Annotated in this window: 21 protein-coding genes; 17 read left to right on the top strand and 4 right to left on the bottom strand. The window is 27.9% G+C overall.

Annotated features, from left to right (window positions below):
• The first annotated feature begins 93 nt into the window (after positions 1-93).
• The 17 genes from KLA_RS06860 (at position 94) to KLA_RS06945 (ending at position 20,172) form a co-directional block, all read left to right on the top strand.
• Positions 94-1,248: a glycosyltransferase family 4 protein gene (locus KLA_RS06860; protein WP_200868407.1), complete on the top strand. Its 1,155-nt coding sequence runs from the start codon at positions 94-96 to the stop codon at positions 1,246-1,248.
• Positions 1,249-1,353: 105 nt separating this feature from the next.
• Positions 1,354-2,664, top strand: a complete 1,311-nt coding sequence (locus KLA_RS06865) for a phenylacetate--CoA ligase family protein (protein WP_034644669.1) — start codon at positions 1,354-1,356, stop codon at positions 2,662-2,664.
• A gap of 20 nt (positions 2,665-2,684) precedes the next feature.
• Positions 2,685-3,713: an ATP-grasp domain-containing protein gene (locus KLA_RS06870; RefSeq protein ID WP_034644670.1), complete on the top strand. Its 1,029-nt coding sequence runs from the start codon at positions 2,685-2,687 to the stop codon at positions 3,711-3,713.
• A gap of 184 nt (positions 3,714-3,897) precedes the next feature.
• On the top strand, positions 3,898-4,959 hold the full coding sequence (locus tag KLA_RS06875) for a hypothetical protein (RefSeq protein WP_034644671.1): 1,062 nt from the start codon (positions 3,898-3,900) through the stop codon (positions 4,957-4,959).
• Between the two features lie 39 nt (positions 4,960-4,998).
• Positions 4,999-5,613, top strand: a complete 615-nt coding sequence (locus KLA_RS06880) for a sugar transferase (protein WP_034644672.1) — start codon at positions 4,999-5,001, stop codon at positions 5,611-5,613.
• 105 nt (positions 5,614-5,718) lie between these two features.
• A complete protein-coding gene (locus KLA_RS18325) occupies positions 5,719-7,413 on the top strand; it encodes a NeuD/PglB/VioB family sugar acetyltransferase (protein ID WP_084470693.1) in 1,695 nt (564 codons plus the stop codon).
• Between the two features lie 5 nt (positions 7,414-7,418).
• Positions 7,419-8,450 carry a GNAT family N-acetyltransferase gene (locus KLA_RS06895; RefSeq protein ID WP_051456055.1) on the top strand — a complete coding sequence of 344 codons (1,032 nt, stop codon included), beginning with the start codon at positions 7,419-7,421 and terminating at the stop codon, positions 8,448-8,450.
• Positions 8,451-8,496: 46 nt separating this feature from the next.
• Positions 8,497-9,321 carry a cupin-like domain-containing protein gene (locus KLA_RS17530; protein WP_051456056.1) on the top strand — a complete coding sequence of 275 codons (825 nt, stop codon included), beginning with the start codon at positions 8,497-8,499 and terminating at the stop codon, positions 9,319-9,321.
• A gap of 57 nt (positions 9,322-9,378) precedes the next feature.
• Positions 9,379-10,539 (top strand): GNAT family N-acetyltransferase, encoded by a 1,161-nt coding sequence (locus KLA_RS06905; RefSeq protein WP_034644674.1) that lies wholly within the window; start codon positions 9,379-9,381, stop codon positions 10,537-10,539.
• 247 nt (positions 10,540-10,786) lie between these two features.
• On the top strand, positions 10,787-12,118 hold the full coding sequence (locus KLA_RS06910; protein WP_232228757.1) for an MBOAT family O-acyltransferase: 1,332 nt from the start codon (positions 10,787-10,789) through the stop codon (positions 12,116-12,118).
• A gap of 4 nt (positions 12,119-12,122) precedes the next feature.
• Positions 12,123-13,070, top strand: coding sequence for a hypothetical protein (locus tag KLA_RS06915; RefSeq protein WP_144710606.1), 948 nt, complete (start codon positions 12,123-12,125; stop codon positions 13,068-13,070).
• A gap of 22 nt (positions 13,071-13,092) precedes the next feature.
• A complete protein-coding gene (locus tag KLA_RS06920) occupies positions 13,093-14,343 on the top strand; it encodes a GNAT family N-acetyltransferase (RefSeq protein WP_083653575.1) in 1,251 nt (416 codons plus the stop codon).
• Positions 14,344-14,351: 8 nt separating this feature from the next.
• Complete coding sequence (locus KLA_RS06925) at positions 14,352-15,296, top strand: GNAT family N-acetyltransferase (RefSeq protein WP_034644678.1); 945 nt, start codon at positions 14,352-14,354, stop codon at positions 15,294-15,296.
• A 25-nt stretch (positions 15,297-15,321) separates the two neighbouring features.
• On the top strand, positions 15,322-16,515 hold the full coding sequence (locus tag KLA_RS06930) for a GNAT family N-acetyltransferase (protein WP_034644679.1): 1,194 nt from the start codon (positions 15,322-15,324) through the stop codon (positions 16,513-16,515).
• A gap of 2 nt (positions 16,516-16,517) precedes the next feature.
• Positions 16,518-17,699, top strand: coding sequence for a GNAT family N-acetyltransferase (locus KLA_RS06935; protein ID WP_034644680.1), 1,182 nt, complete (start codon positions 16,518-16,520; stop codon positions 17,697-17,699).
• An 80-nt stretch (positions 17,700-17,779) separates the two neighbouring features.
• Complete coding sequence (locus KLA_RS06940; protein ID WP_034644681.1) at positions 17,780-18,988, top strand: GNAT family N-acetyltransferase; 1,209 nt, start codon at positions 17,780-17,782, stop codon at positions 18,986-18,988.
• 20 nt (positions 18,989-19,008) lie between these two features.
• On the top strand, positions 19,009-20,172 hold the full coding sequence (locus tag KLA_RS06945; RefSeq protein WP_034644683.1) for a GNAT family N-acetyltransferase: 1,164 nt from the start codon (positions 19,009-19,011) through the stop codon (positions 20,170-20,172).
• Positions 20,173-20,186: 14 nt separating this feature from the next.
• Here the strand turns inward: KLA_RS06945 and KLA_RS06950 are convergent, their stop codons facing one another.
• From KLA_RS06950 to bshA, 4 genes are all read right to left on the bottom strand, one after another.
• A complete protein-coding gene (locus KLA_RS06950) occupies positions 20,187-21,137 on the bottom strand; it encodes a hypothetical protein (protein WP_034644685.1) in 951 nt (316 codons plus the stop codon).
• 4 nt (positions 21,138-21,141) lie between these two features.
• Positions 21,142-22,590, bottom strand: a complete 1,449-nt coding sequence (locus KLA_RS06955; RefSeq protein ID WP_034644687.1) for an MBOAT family O-acyltransferase — start codon at positions 22,588-22,590, stop codon at positions 21,142-21,144.
• A gap of 20 nt (positions 22,591-22,610) precedes the next feature.
• The gene (locus KLA_RS06960) at positions 22,611-23,792 is read right to left on the bottom strand and encodes an OmpA family protein (RefSeq protein ID WP_034644688.1); all 1,182 of its coding nucleotides are present in this window, start codon (positions 23,790-23,792) and stop codon (positions 22,611-22,613) included.
• A gap of 109 nt (positions 23,793-23,901) precedes the next feature.
• Complete coding sequence (bshA, locus tag KLA_RS06965) at positions 23,902-25,047, bottom strand: N-acetyl-alpha-D-glucosaminyl L-malate synthase BshA (RefSeq protein WP_013622168.1); 1,146 nt, start codon at positions 25,045-25,047, stop codon at positions 23,902-23,904.

Raw genomic sequence — 25,047 nt, forward strand, 5'->3', positions numbered from 1 at the left:
GCTAGGTTTTTAACTTAAAATAGGCACAGATAAGTGTCTTATAAAAAATAAGAATAATACCTATAAAGTATTCTACAGGAGATTTCCATTATTATGAAAAAGAAAATAATACGTGTTACAACAATTCCCAATTCACTAGGTAAACTACTTACTGGGCAACTACGTTATATGAGTAAGTATTATGACGTAATTGGTGTGTCTAGCGGAGGAGATGCTCTTACAAATGTGCACATACAAGAAGGTGTGCCTGTTATTGCGGTAGAACTAACCCGTAAAATAACACCTATTAAAGATTTAAAATCTGTATACGGGCTGTACAAAATATTTAAAAAAGAAAAACCTTTTATAGTACATAGTCACACGCCAAAAGCTGGTACTGCTGCTATGTTAGCTGCTAAATTAGCTGGTGTACCACACAGGTTACATACTATTGCTGGTTTGCCATTATTAGAAGCTACTGGTACAAAAAGAACCATTTTAAATCTTGTAGAAAAAATAACTTATGCTTGTGCTACTAAAATTTATCCTAACTCTTTTGGGTTACAAGACATTATTATAAAAGAAAAGTTTACACGTAAAAACAAGCTAAAAGTAATTGGTAAGGGTAGTTCTAACGGTATAGACACCAACCATTTTAATCCTGACTTGTATACTGCAGCAGACAATTTAAAATTAAGAACAGAATTAGGTTTTGCGCCAGAAGATATTGTGTTTACGTTTGTTGGCAGATTGGTGGCAGACAAAGGTATTAATGAGTTAATAGGTGCTTTTAAAAAATTAGCAGCTATAAAAAAGAATGTAAAATTACTACTAGTTGGTACTTTTGAAACAGAGTTAGACCCACTTAACAAAGCGTCTTTAGACTACATTTACAATAATAAAACGGTTATGGGCATTGGTTGGAAAGAAGATGTACGCCCTTATTTTGCAATATCTGATGCATTAACATTTCCTAGTTACAGAGAAGGCTTCCCTAACGTAGTGATGCAAGCTGGCGCTATGAAACTATATAGTATTGTTACAGATATTAACGGGTGTAATGAAATTATAAAAGAAGGTGTTAATGGCACAATTATACCTGTAAAAGATGCAGATGCATTGTTTACAAAAATGCTTGAATTTTACAACCACAAAGACAAACTTTATAACCCAAATACCTGTAGAGAAGTTATGATTAATAATTACGAACGATCTTATATTTGGGAACAATTACGTAAAGAGTATGAGTCTTTAGAAAAAGAAAAATAATTTTTATAAATATTAACGAAAGTTTTTTAACTAAACAGCGACTTTTATAAGAAAAAATGTTCCCCTACATTTATAACCTATTAAAAATTAATACATTAATAACGTATGGGATTAGCTTCTGACTGTAGAAATTTTGCTTTCTGGACTTTAGATATGTTAAAGGGAGGCAAAATAAAAAAAGATGTAAATGCTATTAGGAACTTTAATAAAGCCACCAAAGAAATACAACTACAACAGCAAACACAGGCATTAGATTTTTTACTAAACTTTGCAGTTAATAATACTAAATATTACCAACGGTATGCTAATTTTAGTACGCTTCAAGATTTTCCGGTAATAGATAAAAATAGTATTAAAACTAATTTTGATGCTATTACAAGCGCTAATCAAAACAAAGATAAATTTACTTTAGTTAGTACTAGCGGATCTACGGGTACTCCTTTTAAAATATACCAATCTAGCAGAAAAAAAACCAGAAATACTGCAGACACTATTTATTTTGCAAAACTTGCCGGTTATACTATTGGCCAAAAACTATTATATCTTAGGTTTTGGGCTGCCTATTTTAAAAAACCCAAGCTAATTGCCTTTTTACAAAATACAGAACAGTTAGATGTTACCCAACTAACTGACAAGTATATTAAAGATCTACTGAGTAGACTACAAAATGATTCCTCTGAAAAAGGGTTAATAGGTTATCCTTCTGGTTTTGAAACCATATGTAAATATTTAGATAAAGTAAAAGCAGCACCGTTAGACTGTAATATGAAATCTATAATTGGTATTGCAGAAGGTTTGAGCCCAAAGGTTAAATCAAAAATGGAGTATTATTTTAAAAACCCTACAGTCTCTAGATACTCTAATGTAGAAAATGGTATTATAGCACAACAATTACCTAATGAGACTAGTTTTACTATTAACTGGGCCAGTTATATTGTAGAAATTTTAGATTTAGAAAGGGATGTGCCTGCTAAAGATGGAGAAATAGGCCGTATAGTTATTACAGACTTGTACAATACTGCTACACCAATGATACGTTACGACACTGGTGATGTTGGCTGCTTACAAACAGACAATGAAAATACTTTGCCAAAATTAAAAAACATAGAAGGCAGAAAAATGGATGTTTTGTATAAAACCAATGGAGACACACTAAACTCTTTTACAATGCACGCTTATGTTTATGATTTTCATGAACTAGAGCAACTGCAGTTTATACAAACTGATGAAAAAAAATATATAATAAAAATAAATTGCAAGTCTACATTTATAAGAGAACAAGAACTTGTTTCATTATTTAAAAGTGATATTGGTGAAGATGCAGAAGTAGTTGTGGAATATGTAAATGAAATTAGAGCCCTAAAATCTGGTAAAAGAAAAATATCTGTAAATCTTTACAAAAAAACCTTGCAGTAATCTGCTCAAAACATTAAAACATGAAACCAACCAATATTCTTTTTACTTGCTCAGGCAGAAGAAACTACCTAATTAACTACTTTAAAGAAGCTTTAAATAATGAAGGTCTAATAATTGCAACAGATATGAGCGCTAATGCTCCTGCCTTAGCGGATGCTGATATTGCTATTACTGTACCTAGTATTTATGATGAAAACTACATTAGTACCATAAAAGACATATGCCTACAACATAAAGTAACAGCTGTAATTTCATTAAACGATTTAGAGTTGCCTTTGCTAGCCAAACACAAAAGTAATTTTAATAACATTGGTGTAAAAGTTTTAATTTCTAATGAAGATGTTATTGATATTGCTTTTGATAAATGGAAGTTTTATCAGTTTTTAATGAAAGAAAAATTAACTACTCCAAAGACTTTTATACATATAAATGAAGCTATAGCTGAAACAGAAAATAATACCCTGAGTTACCCTTTAATACTTAAACCAAGATGGGGAAGTTCTTCTATTGGTATAGAGACAGTAGATACTAAAGAAGAATTAATACTTGTTCATAAATTGTTATTGATTAAATTAAAAAAAACAATATTATACAAGGCCAGTGAAAAAGAAATTAACACTGCTATTTTAATTCAAGAAAAAATTAAAGGTTCTGAGTACGGGTTAGACATATTAAATGATTTTAATGGTAATTATTACGGAACATTTGCCCGAGAAAAACTTGCTATGAGGTCTGGAGAGACAGACAAAGCTATTTCTGTAATTACCCCTGAAATATTAGCTATTGGAGAAAAAATATCCTTGTTATTAAGACATTCTGGAAATTTAGATTGTGACATTTTTATTGCTGAAAATAAAATATACATTTTAGAATTTAACCCCAGATTTGGTGGTGGATATCCGTTCTCACACGAAGCAGGTATTAATACTGCTGCAATTTATATAGCATGGCTTAAAAATGAAAAAATTAAAGCGTCGTTTAATAATTACAAAAGCAACATCACCTTTGCTAAATGCGATAGATTATTAAAAATAAACAGTAATAGTTAACTACACAAAAGTTCCTGTTTTTATTAACGTTAACAACAAATTGTTCTCTTTAAATAAATAAGAATAGGACGTAAAAGTTACGTTTGTCTAGTATTTACTACACTACATCCATATATCTGCATATATTAATTTAAGCGCACTTTTTTAATTATTTTTGAACTGTAATTATTAAGTAGGAAAATTAATGGAAAACAAAGCAGGTATAGGTTCTTTTTTTCACAGTACAGATGCTGATGCTATAACTAATTTTAATACGCAAGACTATATTACTAATTACAGCTTATTTTATACAGGAAGACACGCAATAAAATATATTTTTGACAAACTTATTGCAGAAGAAAATATAGCAAAAATTTGGCTTCCAAAGTATTACTGCCAGCACGTAACAAGTTGGTTACAAAAATGTTATTCTACTATTCATTTTTATACATTAGATCCTTTTAATCCTGAACACCAATTAAATGTGTTAGATTTTGCAACGGATAAAGATATAGTATTACTAAATAATTTTTGGGGATTGTTCCATTATAACATTCCTACAACGGCCAACAAACCATTTTGCATAGAAGATCATTCTCATGGCTGGCTTAGTTCTGGATGTTTAACAAGTAAAGCAGATTACTGTGTAGCATCATTGCGTAAAACATTGCCTATACCATTAGGAGGAATTTTATGGCAACCAAACGGAAAAACACAAAATAATAACACAAGTATTGGTAATGTAGATCCTGTATTTTATGATAATTGGGATTTGGTAAATAAAGCCATGCAACTAAAGCAAAATTATATTTACAACAATAGCGTTAATGATGACACTTTAAAACAAAAATATTTAAATCTAATTTCTGATTCTGAAAATTATTTACAACACCAATACCAGGTAATTTCTGTTAAGGAAGAACACCGTAAATTAATTGGTTTATATTTAAATAAGAATTATACGTATTATAAAAAACATAATTTAGAATATTTAATACAAAACCTTAATAAAAATGATAATTATCTTATCTTAAAAAATAATAAAAACACAACGTTTGGATTGCATTTAGTTTTTAAAGATTTAGATACATTACAAAGTGTAAAAAAGCATTTAATACAAAAAGGGATTTATCCGTCTGAATTGTGGCCCGGTAATGAACAAACCAATAGTTGGTCTTTTTTATTAAATATACATATAGATTTTAGATATACAATTAAAGATATGGCTTATATAGCCGCCTCACTTAACCAATGGGGAAACTATTAATACACAAGCTAAACACAAGAACCAAAAACAACCAAAAGTATGTACATTAATTTTTTTAAAAGAATTCTAGATTTTATACTAGCATTTATAGGCTTTGTATTTTTATCCCCTTTTTTCTTTACTGTTGCTATTGTTTTATTTTTCTCTAACAATGGTAAAATTTTCTTTTTTCAGCCTAGACCTGGTAAAAATGAGAAAATTTTTAAAGTGATAAAGTTTAAATCTATGAATGATAAAAAAGATGAAAACGGAGAACTGCTACCTTTTCATTTACGCGTAACCAAATTTGGTAATTTTATTCGCAAATATTCTTTAGATGAAATACCACAACTGCTTAATGTTTTAAAAAACGATATGAGCCTTGTTGGTCCTAGACCATTACTTGTAGAGTACTTACCTCTCTATAACGATTTTCAAAAACAAAGACATTTAGCAAAGCCAGGAATTACAGGATGGGCTCAAGTTAACGGTAGAAATGCCATTTCATGGGAACAAAAATTTGAACTAGATGTATGGTATGTAAAAAACAGATCTTTTAAAACAGATGTTAAAATTTTACTACTAACAGTAAAAAAAGTATTTGTAAAAGAGGGTGTAAATAGTAGTGACAACTTAAATATGTCTACATTTACTGGTACACCAACTACTAATTAATACTTAATTAAAAGCTTCCCCCGTTTAAATTTTAATAATTTTTATAATTAGCTGTATAAAAGTTATTAGTAACTAAATAGCATACTTAATCTTATTTTTTGCAAAATGGATGAATCTAACAAAATAAAAGTTCGTTTATACGGTGCTGGTGGTCATGCACACGTAATTATTGACACCTTAAAATCTAATGGTTATGAAATTACAGATGTTTTTGACAATGCACCAAAAAATAGCCTATTTGCTTCTTTAAAAGTAGAAAAAATTGATTCTAACTTTAAAAATTTTCCAAATACTGGTAATCCATTAATTATTGCAATAGGAAATAATAAAATACGAAAAAAAATTGCTGCGTTATTAGATGTAGATTATATTTCAATAAAACACAACTCGGCTATAGTATCTACTAGTGCTAAAATTGGTAAAGGTACGGTAATATTTGCAGGAGCTATAGTACAAGCAAATAGCGCTATTGGTGAACATGTTATTATTAATAGTGGCGCTAGCGTAGATCATGATGCAAAAATTGAAGACTATGTACATATAGCACCGCAAGTAACTTTATGTGGTGATGTATACATAAAAGAAGGAGCTTTTATTGGAGCCAACTCTGTTATTATACCTAAAATAACTATTGGTAAATGGGCAACTGTTGGTGCTGGATCTGTGGTATTAGAAAATGTACCAGACTATGCTACTGTTGTTGGTAACCCTGGTAAAATTATTAAGAGGAAAAAAAATGGTAAAAAGTACGATTTATATGTAAAAAAAATAAACACGTTAGAAGAAATTGAAACATACAAAGAACTACTAAACAATTACTGGGACAATAATGTTTATTACACCTATGAATATTTAAAATATTACGAAAATGAACATGACCAATTGCGTTATTTTTTATTAAATATAGACGGTATTCCTAATACTATTATGCCATTTTATTTAAGAGATATAAAAGATAAAACCTATAAAGATGTAATTACTCCTTACGGTTATGGAGGACCATTATGCAAAAACTGTGATGACACTAAAGTACTAACTAAATTTTGGGAATTAGTAGATAAATGGTATTGTAAAAACAATATAGTATCAGAGTTTGTACGCTTTAACCTAAATGGAAATCACAATAATTATAGTGGTGAATTAACCGAAACACTATTGAATGTTAAAGGTGAAATAAAAGAAACTGAAGACGACCAATGGACTGCCTTCTCTACAAAAGTTAGAAATAATTACAGAAAAGCAAAACAACATAACTTAACGTTTAAATTATACGAAGGAAATGAAATTACAGATAGTGTAATAGAAAATTTTCATAAAGTATATATTGAAACTATGGATCGTAATAATGCTAAAGAAATCTACTATTTTCCAAAGCAATATTTTGAAAATTTAATACACGCAAATCCAAATAGTTTTGCCATAGCCAAATCATATAAAGACAATGTAGTTGCATCTGTAGAACTTATTATTATAAATAAAGCTACATTATACGCATTTTTAGGTGGTACTAGAGCTAAATATTTTGAGTGCAGGCCTAATGACTATTTAAGAGTAGAAATTTTAAAATGGGCCACAAAAAATAGTAAAAAATATTATGTTTTAGGTGGCGGACTTACCAATGGTGATGGGCTCTATAAAAGTAAAAAAGTATTTTTCCCTAAAGATGAAGATGCTGTATTTTACACAGGTAGAAAAATTATAAATAAAGAAGTATATAATTTATTATCTAATAAAACCTATAGTTCTTCTAAGGACTGTAATGAAGAATGTAATTATTTTCCAGCATATAGAAGACCATAACAATTATGCTAAAAATTATAGGAAACAAAAAAGAGTGGGATACATTATTAGAGACTGTAGCAGGGTATGATTTTTACCATACCCATGACTATCACATTAATTGTGCTAATGATAATGAAGATATAGCACTTATTTCCTATACAACAAAAGACATTATTATTGCATTTCCTATACTCATAAGACCAATTAAAAACAGTTCTTTTTTTGATGTTACTTCTGTGTATGGGTATGGAGGCCCCTTAAGTAAAAACATTACAGCCAACACCAATCTTACTCCGTTTTACAACAAGCTACGTATTTATTTTCAGCAAAAGAATATCATTTGCGCCTACAGTAGTTTAAATCCGTATATAGACAATCAAAAAAGAATTTTGTCTGGTCTTGGAAAAATTGAAAATGTAAGCAAAGTTGTAAATATTAATCTTAAGCAAACTTTAGAAGAGCAAGAGTCTAATTTTTCTAAAACAACAAAACGATATATTAAAAGAAATAAAAAATTATTCTATTCCAGGATTGGTAAAACAAAAGAAGATGTAGCCATTTTTATTGATTTGTACTATAAAACGATGTCTAGATTAAACGCTAGCAAAAACTATTTTTTTAAAGAAGAATACTTCTATAATATTTTAAAAAGTAAGCAATATAATGCAGAGATTATTTTTGCGGTTACTAAAGACACAAACATTAATGCTTCTGCTGCTCTAATTATAAAAACAAATAATACCATTATACAATACCATTTATCTGGCACTCTAGAAGAATACAAACACTTATCGCCTATAAGATATATTTTAAATGAAGTACGTGTACAAGGTACACTAGAAGGCTATTCTTATTTTAACCTAGGTGGTGGTTTTGGCGGAAATCACGATTCTTTATTCGACTTTAAAGCTTCGTTTTCTAATGATTATAAAAAATTTAAGGTTTGGAAATACGTATTAAATAACAAGGAGTATAACAACTTATCTGGTAAAAATAAGAATTTAACTCCTTTAGCTAAAACTTCTTTTTTTCCGTTATATAGGTACAATAAATAGTGCTTTGTATAAATCTTATTATATTTAATTAATAAACAGGACTCTTATGGATATTTTAGATGAAATTTTGGAGTTAAGTAAGCCTGTAGAAGAACTAGCTACGGTTGACGCTAACTCATTTAAAAACATTCTTTTTAACAAAAAAAAGCCTGTAGTTATAAAAGGATACGCAAAAGACTGGGGTGCTACTAAAAAATGGGATTTAGAATATTTAATACATTTAGCTACAAATGAAGAAGTAAGTCTACTCTCTGGAAATTATATTCAAGGAGATAGTAAATATCAAAAATCTACATTAAAAGAATATTTACAAAAATTAAAAAATATAAACACTAACTCTAATTTTACAGACTACTTAACCACATTAGATATTTTTAAATACTTACCAAATTTAAACGGAGACACAGATTTTTCAATTTTTGAACAACATACTGCCGTTAATGATGTTGCAGCTTGGATTGGCCCCAAAGGTACAATAACGGGGTTTCATAACGATTCTGGAGATAATATGTATGCACAAGTAAAGGGAGAAAAATTATTTATAATTGTACCTCCTAAATATTCTGCACAAATGTATCCCAGTACCAAGTATATTAATGGTGCTATAGCTAGTAAGGTAAATATTACTAACTTTAATGCTACAAAATACACAAACTTTAAAAGTATACCCTTTTACAAAGTAGTGCTACAACCAGGAGATGTTTTATTTTTACCAAAAAAATGGTGGCATTATGTACAGGCTTTGGATAGCTCTATTAGTATTAGCAACTTTGGTTATACAAAATTAGAAATATTAAAAATGAGAACCCTTAATTTTTTACATAGAAGAGGGTATTACAAAACAAATAATTGTTACTGTTGCTCTAAATAAAGACACCTTACTGCTTAAAAAAATAATTCTCCTATTCTCTATTTTATTATAAAAGTTATGTTACTTACTACTAAAGATTTTTATACAGAGTTTACCGAAAATAGACATATACTCCCCTACTACACTAAATTAGAGAGCAACTACAATAAAAAAATATTTTATAGTGCAAAAAGGGATACCTCCACCATTTATAATCTTAAATGTATATCTATTAAGCTATTTCCTAAGTATTTAACCCCCTATTTTTATACAGACACTAACATAGGGGTAAAAAAGATATTCCAAAAGGATGTAAATGGTTGTGCTATACTGATTAAAGAAAAAGTAACTATAGCATTATTTTTAAGAAATGAATATTCTAAAAAATTTAGAACTAGTATTAATAGATCTGTAAATAGGTTTGAGCTTTGTTTTAATTACAGCTATAAAATGATAACTGAAAGCATTACTGCAAAGCAATATAAATTTTTAATGGGTGCATTACACAAAATGCTAGTGTATCGTTTTAACCAAAGAAATGAACCTAACGATGTACTTGATAACTGGGATTATTACTACAATTTAGTTTTTAATTTAGTAAACACTAATAAGGCTTCAATACTTGTTATTTATAGTAATGACGAGCCTATAAACATTTCTATAAATTATCATTTCAAAAATATTCTATTTATTTCAATCTCTTCATTTAATCATAATTTTTCTAAATTTTCATTGGGAAATATTTCAATATACAAAACTATAGAATGGGCCCTTAGCAATAATTATAATTTATTAGATATGGGATATGGAGACCTAGAATACAAAAGATTTTGGAGTAATTATATGTATGAGTATGAAAACCATATTGTTTACAAAAAAACACATATTACTAATGCTATAGCAAGTATTGAAGCATCAAAAATTAAAATAAAAAATACGTTAAAAAAATACCCCATAGCTAAAAAGGTCGCTAAATTTAAAACACTTTTTAGAAAAAATAAGAGCTCATTAAACCATTCTATTAATTACAAAACAATAGATGTTTTAAACCCTATAACTGCTAATTTAAGTGAAGTACATTTTGGTGACAGGAACTTTAATTTAATAGCAAAACCATTATATGATTATCTTTTTTTAAACTCTATACATTTAGATTGTATTAGAGTATATGAAATAGAATATTCCAAAGAATATTTAATAGTGGGATCTAAAAAAACACAAAAAGTAAAACTGAACTAAATAGGTTACACAGCAAAGCACATGTAACTTATCTTATATTTTTACATTTAATCATTTTTAAAGGTAATCTTATTGCTAAATAGCTAATTTAGTACACTATACCAACACCTTAAATAAGTAATACAACCACATGTTATTTAATTCTTTTGAGTTCTTATATTTTTTACCGCTCATAGTTGTGGGTTTTTATGTTTTACCCCATAAATTTAGATGGATATGGCTGTTATTAGCTAGCTACTATTTTTACATGAAGTCTGAGCCTAGTCTAGTTTTACTACTAATTACCTCTACCCTTGTAGATTATTTTTGCGCTCTACGAATTTATGCTGCCAAAAGTCAAAAAATCAAAAAAATATATGCTGCAACTAGTATTTGTATAAATGTAGGTATATTAATAGCCTTTAAGTATTTATTCTTTTTTTCATCATCATTGGCTAGCTTACTAGAATTTTTTGGAATATCAATCCCAATTGATGAAGCTGAGCAAAGTTACCATATTAGTCAAATTTTATTACCAGTAGGTATTTCCTTTTATACTTTCCAGACAATGAGTTATACTATTGATGTGTATAGAGGAAGTATAAAACCTGAGAAACATTTGGGTATTTTTGCGCTATATGTTGGTTATTTTCCTCAATTAGTTGCTGGCCCTATAGAACGTGCATCTACATTATTACCGCAATTAAAAAAGAAAATAAATATTAACATTAAAAATATAGAACAAGGTCTAATTATGGTGGCCTGGGGATTTTTTTTAAAAATTGTAGTTGCAGATAGGTTAGGTATATATGTAGATGAAGCTTATGCTACGCCAGAAAGTCCACACGGTTTTGCTTTAACCTTAGGTGCTCTTTTTTTTATGTTTCAAATCTATTATGATTTTTCTGCTTATACAACTATTGCCATAGGTACTGCTAAAATATTAGGCGTAGATTTAATGCAGAATTTTGATAGACCAATTTATGCTAAAAACAGTTCTGATTTTTGGCAACGATGGCATATATCTCTAATGTTATGGCTTAAAGATTATATATACTTGCCTCTAATAAATAAGGTAAAACTTAACAAATTAACAGCTACATTAATTGTATTTTTTACTGTTGGTTTATGGCACGGAGCCAACTGGACTTTTGTTGTTTGGAGTATGCTAAATGCCTTGTTAATTATACTAGAAGTACTTATTATTAAACCATCTAAAAAAGCACTAATTACAAAATTTAACTTTCTAGAATTTTTCTTAAATAAAATTCATTGGTTTTTTGGTTTTGGTTACTTTTTAATATCTCTAGTATTTTTTAGATCTTCATCTATATCTAGTGCCATACTTTATATAAAAAGTATGTTTAATTTAAGAAGTTTACATATTAATCTGCTTAACAATTACCTAGAGTTATTTTTGTGCGCACTTTTTGTAATCATTGTACAAATAATTCATTATTACAAAGGAAATAATAAAGTTTACGAGCTAGTTTTAAACAAACCAAATTATTTAAAATGGCTTATTAGTTTTGTATATATTTTAGTTATTGTATTGTTTGGTATTAACAGACAAAACTCTTTTATCTACTTTCAATTTTAGTCTTATGAAACATTTCTTATTAAAAATAATTCTATTTTGTACCGTGTTTATAGGCACTTATTTTTTCTTTATAGATAAATTATCTAAGAATTTTGTAGATGAAAATTATGCCAAATTCACTTATAAAGCAGAAGGTTTAGTTATGGGGTTATCACGCGCAAACCAAGGTATTAGTCCAGAAATATTAACACACACATTAAAAGGTGAGAATAGTAGCTACTCTATAGTAAATTTTGCTTTTGATGGTTACCAATCATTCTATGGTAAAGTTTATTTAAATGCCATCAAAAAAAAACTTAAAGATAATAGTACTAACGGAATTTTTATTTTATCTGTAAATCCTGGAAGTTTTTCTGTTCAAAAAAATATGGAAAATGATACGATATTACAAATGGATGAAAACCTTATTCTAGGAAAAATATCTAGATTTAATGACAATCCTAATTACAATTATATAATTAATTGCTATTCTAACTCACTATACAACTGTTTTTTAAACGACAATAAATTTAGTAACCTAATTGCTCACAGCAACGGTTGGAAAGAGATTAAACAACAAACTAAAGAGTATACCATAAGCTCTACTGAGGTTGCACAATGGAAGAATGAAACATTAAAAAAATATTCTGAATTAGCAAATACTAAATCTTTTAATAAAACTAGGTTTAATTATTTAATTAAAACGATTGCATATTTAAAAGGAAAAGGAAAAGTTTTTTTAGTTAGAATGCCAATAGATAAAGAAGTCTTAAGATTAGAAAATAACAATTGGAAAGATTTTGATTTTGAATTTGATAGTATTGCTAAAGCAAATAATATCCCTTATTTTAACTATTCAGCAAACAATGCTAATTTAAAAACATATGATGGATCTCATTTGTTTTCTAAAAGTGCAAAAGACTTTTCAAATATTTTAAGTAATGACATAAAAGCTTACTTAAATATTAACTAAGCTATTTTTTTTAAATTTTAAAATGATACAGAACAATCCTTTTCTTTGTTTTAACTTCTTAAAAAAGTGGATGATTCATTTTTCTTCTAAGAAAAAAGAATACTCAACATCCCTACTACCTGATTTTACTTTTATAAAGACATTTATTCCTTTATTATATACCAATATTGCTAAAACAAATACCAAAGGACTAACGTATACTATTAACAATAAACAAGAGAAAAAAAAGAATTCCAAAACATTTCTAATTTACGATATACATACCTATTTTAACACAATATCTATAAAGGATGATAATAAATATAAAATTAGAAAAACAATACAATATCCTGGATATTTGTGTGAATTAGAAAATTTTTTAAGTGTTAATGAGTATATGAAAAAAAGGCTTAGTAAAAGCAGTAATTACAAATTTAATTTATACAAAAGAAAGCTAGAGCACTCTTTTGAAATTAATTATAAAATGTATTATGGAGCCATTACTAAAGAAAAATATAATTTTCTTTTTTATGCTTTTAAAAAATTACTTATAAAACGTTTTAATGACAAACAAGAGACTAATAATAATTTAAATCCAAAAGAATGGGACTTTTATTTTGATGTAACTTACCCTATGCTGTTAGAAAAAAAAGCTGCATTGTTTGTTACCTATAACAAGAAAACACCAATTGCAATTACCTTATTGTATTTTTCTGATACTATTGCTTTTGATACCATTAGAGTATTTGATATTGATTACGCACCCTTTAGACTTGGCACTATTAGTATTATTAAACAATTAGATTGGTGCATTACCAATGGTATTAAGTTTTTAGATTTTTCTAAAGGTTATTATGAGTACAAAGAACGTTGGGCTACAACAAAATATAATTTTGAATATCATATTATTTACAACTCTAAGTCGTACGCTTCTAAAACTATAATGTATATAACATTGGCTTTTTTCAATTTTAAAAACTATTTAAGAAATAAGAACATTCATAAAAAATTTCATCAATTTACATTTGCGCTTAAGAAAAACAGTACAAAAAAAATAGAGAAAAAAGTTCCCTTAAAAAACTTTAAAGCTCCTAAAAAAGAAAACTTAAAAGAAATATCTGTTTTTGACATAAAAAACACAAGCCTATTAAAATATGTATATGATTTTTTATATAGGAAATCAGAAAAACTAAATCACGTAACGCTATATAAAATAACAAACCATCAGAATTGTTATTATATTAAAGGTTTACAAAACGCTGATACTTTTACGGCTTATAATTTAAAAGAATAAGTTACTGTATGCTTGAAAAATATTTCTCAAAAAAAATAACAAACTTTGTTTTCTGTCTATTTATAGAGAGAAGGAAGCCTTCATTTTTTGATGAAATAATATATAATTCGATTACAAACACACCTATTACATCTACCAAAAATTTAATTCTTGATAAATCTAGTAGACACCTTATTATAAATATACCTAACTACATACACATAACAGAGAATAAAGAAAATATTGAAAAATTAAAATTTATAGATGTACCGCAATACAAAGGCTTTTTAGTTAACCTAAAAAACCAGGTTAGTACTGCTAATTTTTTACAAGAACAACTAAGTAAAAGAAATCAGAAAAATTTACGTTCTAAACAGAAAAAACTAGAAAACAACTATAAAATTACACACAATGTGTTTTTTGGTAATATTGAAAAAGAAAATTACGTACTAATTTTTAAAACATTTTATAGTTTATTAAAAAACAGGTTTGATCAAAAAAAAATACATAACAGATACCTTGCAGATTGGGATAACTTACAGTCCAATTTTTATAACAAAATTTTAAAAAAAGAAGCCTCACTATTTGTTTTATACGACAATGAAAAGCCTATTGGAATTACATTAAATTTTCACATTAATGATATTGTTTTTAGCCACATACAAGCCTTTGATGTAGACTATGCCATTTATAATATAGGAGACATATGTATGGTAAACCATATTACATGGTGTATACATAATAATGTTAGTATTTTTGACCTATCTATGGGAGAGACGTATTACAAAGTAAAATGGAGTAATCACCATTATAACTTTTACAATAGACTTTATTACAATAAAAATGCTGTATTAGATATAATTTGGGTAAAAAAAACCAGTCTAAAATTTAAATTATTACAATATTTAAGAGATAAACAAATTTTAGGAAAGTACTTTTCTCTAGATAGACTATTATACAAATTAAATAACTAAGCTTACGCTATAGCAAATTAATAAGATGTTAATAAACATAGACTTTTTAGATCGCATCCTTTTAAAGCCAAAAGCTTTAGCTTTGTTTTACGCTGAGCTTAAAAATAAGCTTACTAAAAGCACCATTTATATAAATAAAAAATCTAATGTCTTAGATTTTAATAAAAAAACATACTTTTTTAATGATGTTCCAGATTATATAATACCGTCTATCGGCTCCAATAACAACATAAAACTTATTAAACTAAATACCTACAAAGGTTCTATGATTAATTTAAGTGACTATGAAAGTGTTGATCAGTATTTAAAAGCAAATTTTAGCTCTGACAGAAGATCTAAATTTAACACATATAAAAAAAGATTAGAAAAGTGTTTTAACATAACATACAAGGTATATTTTGGAAGTATAGATAAAGTAGAATACGACCGTTTATTTGTTTTTTTTCCAGAAATGATCAAAAAGCGCTTTGATTTGCTAGGTAAAGACCATTACGATTTAACTGTCTGGGATAGATATGAGCAAAACGGTTATGATTTAATAAACCAAAAAAGAGCGTGTTTATTTGTTATTTATGATAATGACAAGCCAATTAGTATCTCTTTAAACCCAGTTATGGGTAATATTCTTTATGGCTTTGTTAGAGGTTTTGATGTTGATTACTCTAAATTTTATATTGGTTTTATAGACTTAATTTATCAACTAGAATGGTGCTTTAACAACAATATAAAAGTTTTTGATTTAGTTAAAGGTTTTTTTTCATACAAAGCTAAATTTACTACTAACACCTACTATTTTCAAAGCCATATTGCATATGATAAAAAATCAATAGCATCTACTTCTATTGCCTTAACAAAAGCATTGAAAATAAAAAGCTTTTACACAATGGTAAGGTTATTAAAAAAACTTAACGTAGATACACTATATCACTACTATATCACAAAAAAAAATAAAGAAAAAGAAGAGGCATTAAAACAAACAAATATCAATTATAAATATAAAACTATACCGCTAAATATTGATGACGATATTTCTAAATTAGATATAGTTATTGACTTATTTAGAGAAGAATATGATTTTTTAAGAAAGCCTGCTTATGATATTCTATATACTTTGCAAGAACCCATTACTTCTATTACTATTTATAAAGAAAATGAAGAAATTTTCATTTTAAAAGGAATAAAAAAAAGCTATAAAATAACAGTTGCTAAAGTATTTTAACTATGGCTAAACATAATAAAACTGTATTTTTAAAAGGCTTATTTTTTAATGATAATACCATACCCTTTTTTGAAAAAATAACATACCAAACAAAAACTTTATACACTATAAAAAGCACTAATATAAAAAACACCAAAAACACTTTTTATGAGGTGGTTGATGTACCAGGTTACTTAGATACATACATAACTAACGAGGCTAGAAAATTAAAAAAAACACAATTAAAAACACTAAAAGGGTATTTAGTTGAAACAGAAAAATATACAACTGTAGAAGAATATCTTACTGCTAATTTTGGAACTAAAAGTAGGTCTAATTTAAGACGCTATAAAAATAGGCTAGAAAAGTGTTTTAACATTACTTACACTTGTTATTATGGAGATATTACAAAAGAAAAATATAACAGCTTATTTATAGCTCTTAAAGCTTTATTAATTAGACGGTTTGAAGAAAAAAAAGAAAACAACTATGAGTTGCGTCATTTTGATGAATACCAGGATACCATCTACAATTTAATTTTAAAGAAAGAGGCTAGCATTTTTGTTATTTATAATGACCAAAAACCTATTAGTATACGTATTAATATGTTTAAGAAAACACTTGGCTACTACATAATGAGCTGCTATGATATAGATTACTCTAAATTTCATTTAGGTTCCTTAGACATGCTTAAAAATATAGAATGGTGTATAGAAAACAACATTGCAACTTATGATCTTCTAAAAGGTTATGATTATTACAAAAAAGATTGGAAAACCACTACTTTTGATTTTTACAACTGCATAATTTACAATCCTAGCTCTATACAAGCTAGTTTTAATGCTTATGCTAAAAAAACAAAAACAAAAGGCACTTATCTACTGTACTACACTCTAAAAAAAATAAATTTTATTACGTACTATAAAAGAGTAAAGCAAAAATTATATAAACAGACACATAACGCTATCACGGAAAAAAAAATAACGCACACTAAAATAGAAGATAACCAGCTAACTGCGAACAGCGTTCAATTAGATTTTGAAAAGAATGAAGCTTATTCTTATTTAAAAAGAACTATTTTTAATTTACTCTTTACGTCTAAAGAACACTATAAAGACATTAAAGTTTATAAAAATTTAGATAATAAAAATAATTTTTATGTAGTAGCTAAAAATAATAAATGGTCTTTAAATATTATAGATTAAAGAGTTATTACGCAACTACTATTACAATACTTATTTTAAACAAAGCGTTACAATTATAGATCGCGTTATAATAAACACTTATGTTAAACAATTTGGAGCCACACACTAGATTTTCTTTTTTTCTTGATCTCTTTTTTAAAGACAAGACTTTTCCGTGGTTTTACAATAAAATAACAAATAACTACCTAAAAACTGTTGTTTATAATACTACTGACACTCCAAATAAAACATCTAATATAGAAACGTGTATTGTATATGATATTCCTAATTATTTAGACATAAAAACTACAATACAAGAGACAAACTTAAAAGAAATTAGTTTTCCTCTTTACAACGGCTATGCTGTTTACTTTGGTAACCACAGTACCTGTGATGCTTTTTTAAATGACCAAGTAGGTAAATCTAGAACAAATAAACTTAGAAGACACCAAAACAGACTAGACTTATCTATTGCGCCAACATATACTATGTACTATGGAGCAATTGAACAAATAGAATATAAAAGGTTATTTAAAGAATTAAAACGAATAACGGCCTTACGATTTACCCAAAAAGAAGAGCATAATTTTGAATTACCATATTTAAACTACTATGAAGAAATAATGTTTAAAATGATTTTTGAAAAAAAAGCAAGCATCTATGTAATTTATGACAAAGATAAACCCATAAATATTACGCTAAATTTTATAGACGGACAAACGATGCTTCATTTTAATAGTTGTTTTGATGTAGACTATAGCATGTATAACCTAGGACATCTAAACACCATAAAACACATACGCTGGTGCTTTGATAATAATATTAAGTTATTTGATATGGGAAGAGGAGATTTTTTTCATAAACGCCAGTGGGTAAATAAAACATACCTATATCAAGAACATATTATATATAATTCCAAATCTATTACCGCTAAACTAAAAGCAAAAAAAATAATCGTACTTTACAAATTTCGCTTTAGAATGGTCGCAATTTTAAAAAAAATGAAGTTTCATTTAGCTTATGGAAAATATATTAAATTTAAATATAGATTATCTAATAAAAAAGACGAGAAAGACAATACTACCTACAACATAAGTAATGGCGTAGTTATACCAAAAGATAAAAAAATAGTAAAGATTAATTATTTAGATAAAGAATACAGCAATCTCTTGTTTTATGTAAATGATTTTTTACACAAAAATTTTGAAAAAAACTCAGCCATTAGCGTATACAAAGACACTAAATTAGCGAGCATTTATTATATAAAGGGAGAAAAAAACACTCAAAAAATAAGTATTAAATCATCATAAATATTTAGAATAAGTTTCTAATGACTTCAACCAATAAAATAATATTTAACACACACTTATTCAAAGGTAATTCTATCCCTTCTGTAGTTACTTCTCTTAACTATTTTAACGAGCAGGTAGACAACACTACTATTAACAATGATATAAACACTAAGAACTTATCTTTAAGTTTGGTCCCAAGTTATATTAAACTACATATAAAAGACGCAACAATAGCGCATAAAATAATAGCCCAGAACAATTGGGGTTATGCTATACATTTAAATTCAGATTCTACAATTGACACTTATTTACAACGTCAATTTAAATCTAAATACAGAAGTATAATTCGTAGATATGTAAACAGATTAGAAACCTGTTTCTCTGTAGAGTATAAATTGTATTACGGTGATATTTCTAAAGATAATTACGAGTTTATTTTTAACTCATTAAAAGAAATGATCGTAAATAGATTTAAGCAGCGAAATGAAGAAAACAAAGAACTGCATAAATGGGATATTTTATTAGATGAAACTTACGAGAAAATTAAAAATAAACAAGCTTCTCTTTTTGTTATTTATGATGAAGATAAACCTATAGAAATTTCATTAAACTATCATTTTGGTAAAATGTTATTTAGTACTATTTCTTCATACGATATTAACTATTCAAAATTTGGATTAGGCCATGTTGAAATATACAAGCAAGTAGAATGGTGCTGCAATAATAATTATGTACTTTATGAAATGGGAGTTGGCGGTATGGATTACAAAAGAAGATGGAGCGATACAATTTATAATTTTGAACACCATATAACCTATTCTAAAGCTAGTCTCCTGTCTAAGGTTAAAGGAAAAACAGAGATCTTTAAAATAAAGCTTAAAGAAAGTTTAAAGGCGAAAAAAATAAATGAAATAGTCCCTAGACTTAAAAACAAATTTCTAAAAGGAAAACAATTTAAAGAAACGCATAAAAACATTACTGTTTCTGCAATAACAAAAACCAAAGGTACAGAACAATTTAATTTAAATAGTTCAAAAGAAATTGTAATTGATACTACGGACTATAATTTTTTAAAAAAATATATGTATGACTTTGCTTATACAACTACAAAACACGTAGATACTATAAAAATATATCTAATAGCAGAGAACAATTACCTAATTATAAGTGAAAATGAATATCAAAAAGTTAGCAAAAAATAAAATAGTAATGACTATTATTTCACTGACTCAATATTTTCATTTTTAATGTAATTTACAATTTCGTCTGCTATAATTTCTCTTCCTAGATTATTCCAGTGCTGATCATAGATTAAAGTTTTAGGTTCTTTACTCTTTATAAAATCGGAACTAAAATCAATTGTTTTAAAGTTGTTTTGTTTTAAATAACTCAAAAATTCACTAGAACAAAGACTATAATCTAACAATAAAACATTTTTTTCTTTGTCGTAATTATATGTTTTTATTAGTTTTTTAAAATTCGCAAGATATATAGCATCCTTATTAGTTTCTTTCACCTCAGGTGTTTTTACACCCTTTACAAAGTTAATTGTCGCTGCAATTTTATCTTTAATAGGGTCAAAAGCACCTATATCTTTTGCATAGACAATTAACTTGCTTTTTTTAAGCAATCTATTTACCGGTGTATCTAAAGATAATCTACCAGATACCTTATATTCCCCTGTAATTAAATCGTCTGTATACCTCATATAAATAACTACTCTATCTATATCTTTAAACAGATGATTATAAGATGCTATTAAATTCAACTCCTCAGATAAATTATAGCCTGCATATCCAAATTCTAATACTTTTATATTGGGCAACTTTTTTTCTACCTTTCTACTAATTGAGTTTGTATAATTTTGATGAAATCCTTCAATAAACGAATCTCCAACAATAGCGACCTCTATACTGTCTTTAGATACTGTATAATCATCATAAACAGAATTAAATCCAAAATCATTAATTCTGTATGCTCCCACATTTTGTTTTCTATTTCCTGTAACAGAATATCCTTGCTGGTTTGGCACCCATTTTTCAACGCCATACTCATCTAAATATCGTTCTGGTCTTTCATTATGTAAATGAAAAACACGAACTAACAATTCTAAAGCAAGAACTAGCACTAAACTATATATTACAAATTTTAATATAACTCTTTTCATACTTCTAAAATTGAAAATAAATAAATGATCTATCTACGCCATCGTCATAAAACAACAACATTAAAAACACCAATAGTACATAAACAAACAAACGAACATATCTATTTTTAAAGCCAATTGGCTTTCTCTCATTATTTCTTATAATGTATTCATAAACTATAAAAAATACAAGTAGCACTATATAATCTACTAATCTATATCCATTAGGATGTATGTATGGTATTCCCGAAAAACTTGATCCAATTCGTTTTAAATAAATAAAAGAGTCTGTAATAGTTTCACTTCTAAAAAAGACCCATCCAATTGTAACTAATATAAAAGTTAGCAATGTTCTGTATACATTAGATATCATTGCCAACACATTTAAACGGGTGTTTTTAACTTCTGCATATTTTCTATTGGTTCCTATTAAAAAACTAGGTAAAAATAATAATGCGTGAAAAAGTCCCCAGAAAATAAATGTCCAATTTGCTCCGTGCCAAAATCCACTAACCAAGAAAATAGCAAATACATTTCTTATTCCAACCATTTTAGAGCCTCTAGAGCCTCCTAACGGAATATAAAGATAATCTCTAAACCACGTAGACAAAGAAATATGCCAGCGTCTCCAAAACTCTCCTATGTTCTTAGAGAAGTAAGGGAATTTAAAGTTTGACATTAGCTCTATACCAAATAATTTAGCCGTACCTATAGCTATGTCTGAATACCCACTAAAGTCTCCGTAAATCTGAAAAGCAAAGAAAATAGCTCCCATAATTAATACCGGAGAAGATAAGGTACTATAATTAGAAAAAATATCATTTACTATGGGAGATAAAGAATCTGCTATTACCACTTTCTTAAACAAACCCCATAACATTAAGCGTAACCCATCTTTAGCTTCGCAATAATTAAAGCTTCTTTTTTTGAGTATTTGAGGTAATAAATTAGAAGCTCTTTCTATTGGACCAGCAACTAATTGCGGAAAAAAGCTAACAAAAGCAGCAAAAGCTATAAACTTTTTGGTTGGTTCTAAATTACGTTTGTATACATCTATTGTATAACTCAACGTCTGGAAAGTATAAAAACTAATACCAACTGGCAATATTATATTTAAAGTACCTATCTCTATTTCTTGTCCAAAAAAAGTAAATGCATCTACAAAACTTTCTACAAAAAAATTATAATATTTGAAAAAACCTAAGAAACCTAAATTAACAATAATACTAGTCCATAAATAAACTTTACGTTTACTTTCCTTTTCTTCTTTACCTAATAAAACACCTAAAGAATAATCTACCAAGGTACTAAATGCTATTAAGGATAAAAATCGCCAATCCCACCAACCATAAAACACGTAACTTGCTACTAATAACAAAAAGTTTTGTAGTTGTAAGTTTTTATTTACTACAACCCAATACAGGAAAAACACTATTGGCAAAAAAATAGCAAAATCAATGGAATTAAAAAGCATTTAAATGTTGGTTTAGGTTACTATATTTTATCTACTGTAATTTCTATTCTACGGTTTATTTTATGTTCTTGTTCTGTGCAATAAACACCATCCTCACAATTATTTAAAAGTTCTTCTTCGCCAAATGCAGTGGCGTTTACTTTTTCTGATGACACGCCTTTAGACTCCAAGAAATCTAAAGATCTTTGCATTCTACGTTGAGATAACCACAAATTGTATTTGTCTGTACCTCTAGAATCTGTATAAGCACCAAGTTTAACCGTTACAGTTGGATTCTCAATTAGTAACTCTGCTATAGCTGCTAATATATTTTTAGAATCAGTATTTAAATAAGAGCTATTTAAAGCAAAAATTACACTTCCAAAACTATTAATTTTTGCTTGTAAATCTTCTCTTCTTTGTTTTTCTGCTGCAGCTTTCTCTTTTTCTAATTCTGCTAAACGTAATGCTTCTTGCTCCTTTTTAAGTCGCTCTGCAAGTAACCTAGCCTCTTCTTCTTGCTTTTTAGCTGCTGCTGTAGAATCTGCAACACGTTGCTGTTCTTTTAAAATTTCTTCTATCTGAGCTTGTTTTTCTAACCCTTTTTTAGAAAGACCTTTTTCTGCTTTAAATTGATATACAACACCAACTGCATGTTGCAAATGATTTGTTACCCCATCACCTTTATCCATTGCCCACTTACCAGAAGAGTTAAAGTCTAAACCAATACGTTCTGTAATCCAAGTTCTAAAACCTACAACTCCGTTATAAGTACCTCTTCCTTTGTTGTTTGCATCTGTGTAGCCTAAACCTACACCAATGTAAGGGTCAAACCAAGCGGTTTCTCCTATAATTTTATTTAAATCGTAACTTACTCTACTATCAATAGCAAAATAATCTGTCTCCTCTAGGTTTACTGCCCCGTCTACTGTTTTACCTACTTTATATTTATTATAACTTCCTATAGCTTCAACACCAATTCCACTATTAAAATATTTTCCAATACTAATCCTAGAAGGAAAAGCTACTGCATTCCATTGCTTATCTAAATCTAATAATTCATCAAAAACATCTCCTGAATCATCTACAAAATTATATCCTAGACCAAACATCCAAGAATTTTTAACTATGCTATCTTTTGCTGTAAGTTGTAAATCTTGAGCCCAAATAGCGCCTACAGTGTGTAATAAAATAACAAATAAACTAACCTTAATCTTTTTCATAATCTAATTTTCCCAAATAAGATTATGAAGTTATTCTGTTACTAAACTACGCACAATAAAATCGTGTAAACAGTAGCTTTCATCGATGTAAAACAGCTTTTAACAAAACTTATTGATGTGTATTTTTGTAGTACTTTTTAAAGGCTTCTTGGTAGATGTTTTCATAAAGCGGAAGAATATTAACTATATCAAACTTATGAGCTTCTTTTTCTGCATTGTCTTTAAAGGTATTTAAAGTTTCATCATCCTTTAAAATTTTAAGTGCATTAAAAGCCATACTATCTACGTCTCCAACATTGCTCATATACCCAGTAACACCATCTACATTAACTTCTGGTATACCTCCAGTATTACTAGATATAACAGGCACTCTATGCATCATTGCTTCTAAAGCTGCTAATCCAAAACTTTCTGTTTCTGAGGGCAATAAAAACAAATCTGTAAAACATAAAATACGATCTACTTCATTACTATTACCTAAAAATACCACCTTATCTTTTATTCCTAAATCTTCTGCCAATTGTTCTGCCTTAGCCTTTTCTGGCCCCTCACCTACCATAATTAATTTGGCTGCTGTTACATCTACAATTTTTTTAAATATTTGAACTACGTCTGGTATTCTCTTAACTTTTCTAAAATTACTAATATGAGTTATAATGCGCTCATCATCATTAGCCATTAAAGAACGTTGACAATCTGTATAATCTGCATTATAATTGCTCTTATCTATAAAATTAGGTACTACATTTATTTCTTTTTTAATATGAAAAAGATCTAATGTACTCTGTTTTAAATTTTCTGAAACTGAAGTAACAACTTCTGACTTATTTATACTAAATGTTACTGCTGGTTTGTAAAACGGATGCTTACCTACCAAGGTAATGTCTGTACCGTGTAATGTAGTTACCATTGGTATATAAATACCTTCCTCCTCTAACATTTTTTTAGCCATATAGCCTGCATATGCGTGCGGAATAGCATAATGTACATGCAACATTTCTATTCCAAAGAACTTAACCGTATCTACCAACTTACTAGACAAAGCAAGCTCGTAAGGTTGGTATTTAAATAATGGATATTCTGGTACATTTACTTCATGAAAATGTATACGTTCGTTTAACAACTCTAGCCTAACTGGCTGTCTATAAGTTACAAAATGTATTTCATGACCTCTATTTGCAAGGGCAATTCCTAACTCAGTGGCAACTACACCACTTCCCCCAAAGGTTGGGTAACAAACTATAGCTATTTTCAT

Source organism: Cellulophaga geojensis KL-A (assembly GCF_000568425.1).
GTDB lineage: Bacteria > Bacteroidota > Bacteroidia > Flavobacteriales > Flavobacteriaceae > Cellulophaga > Cellulophaga lytica.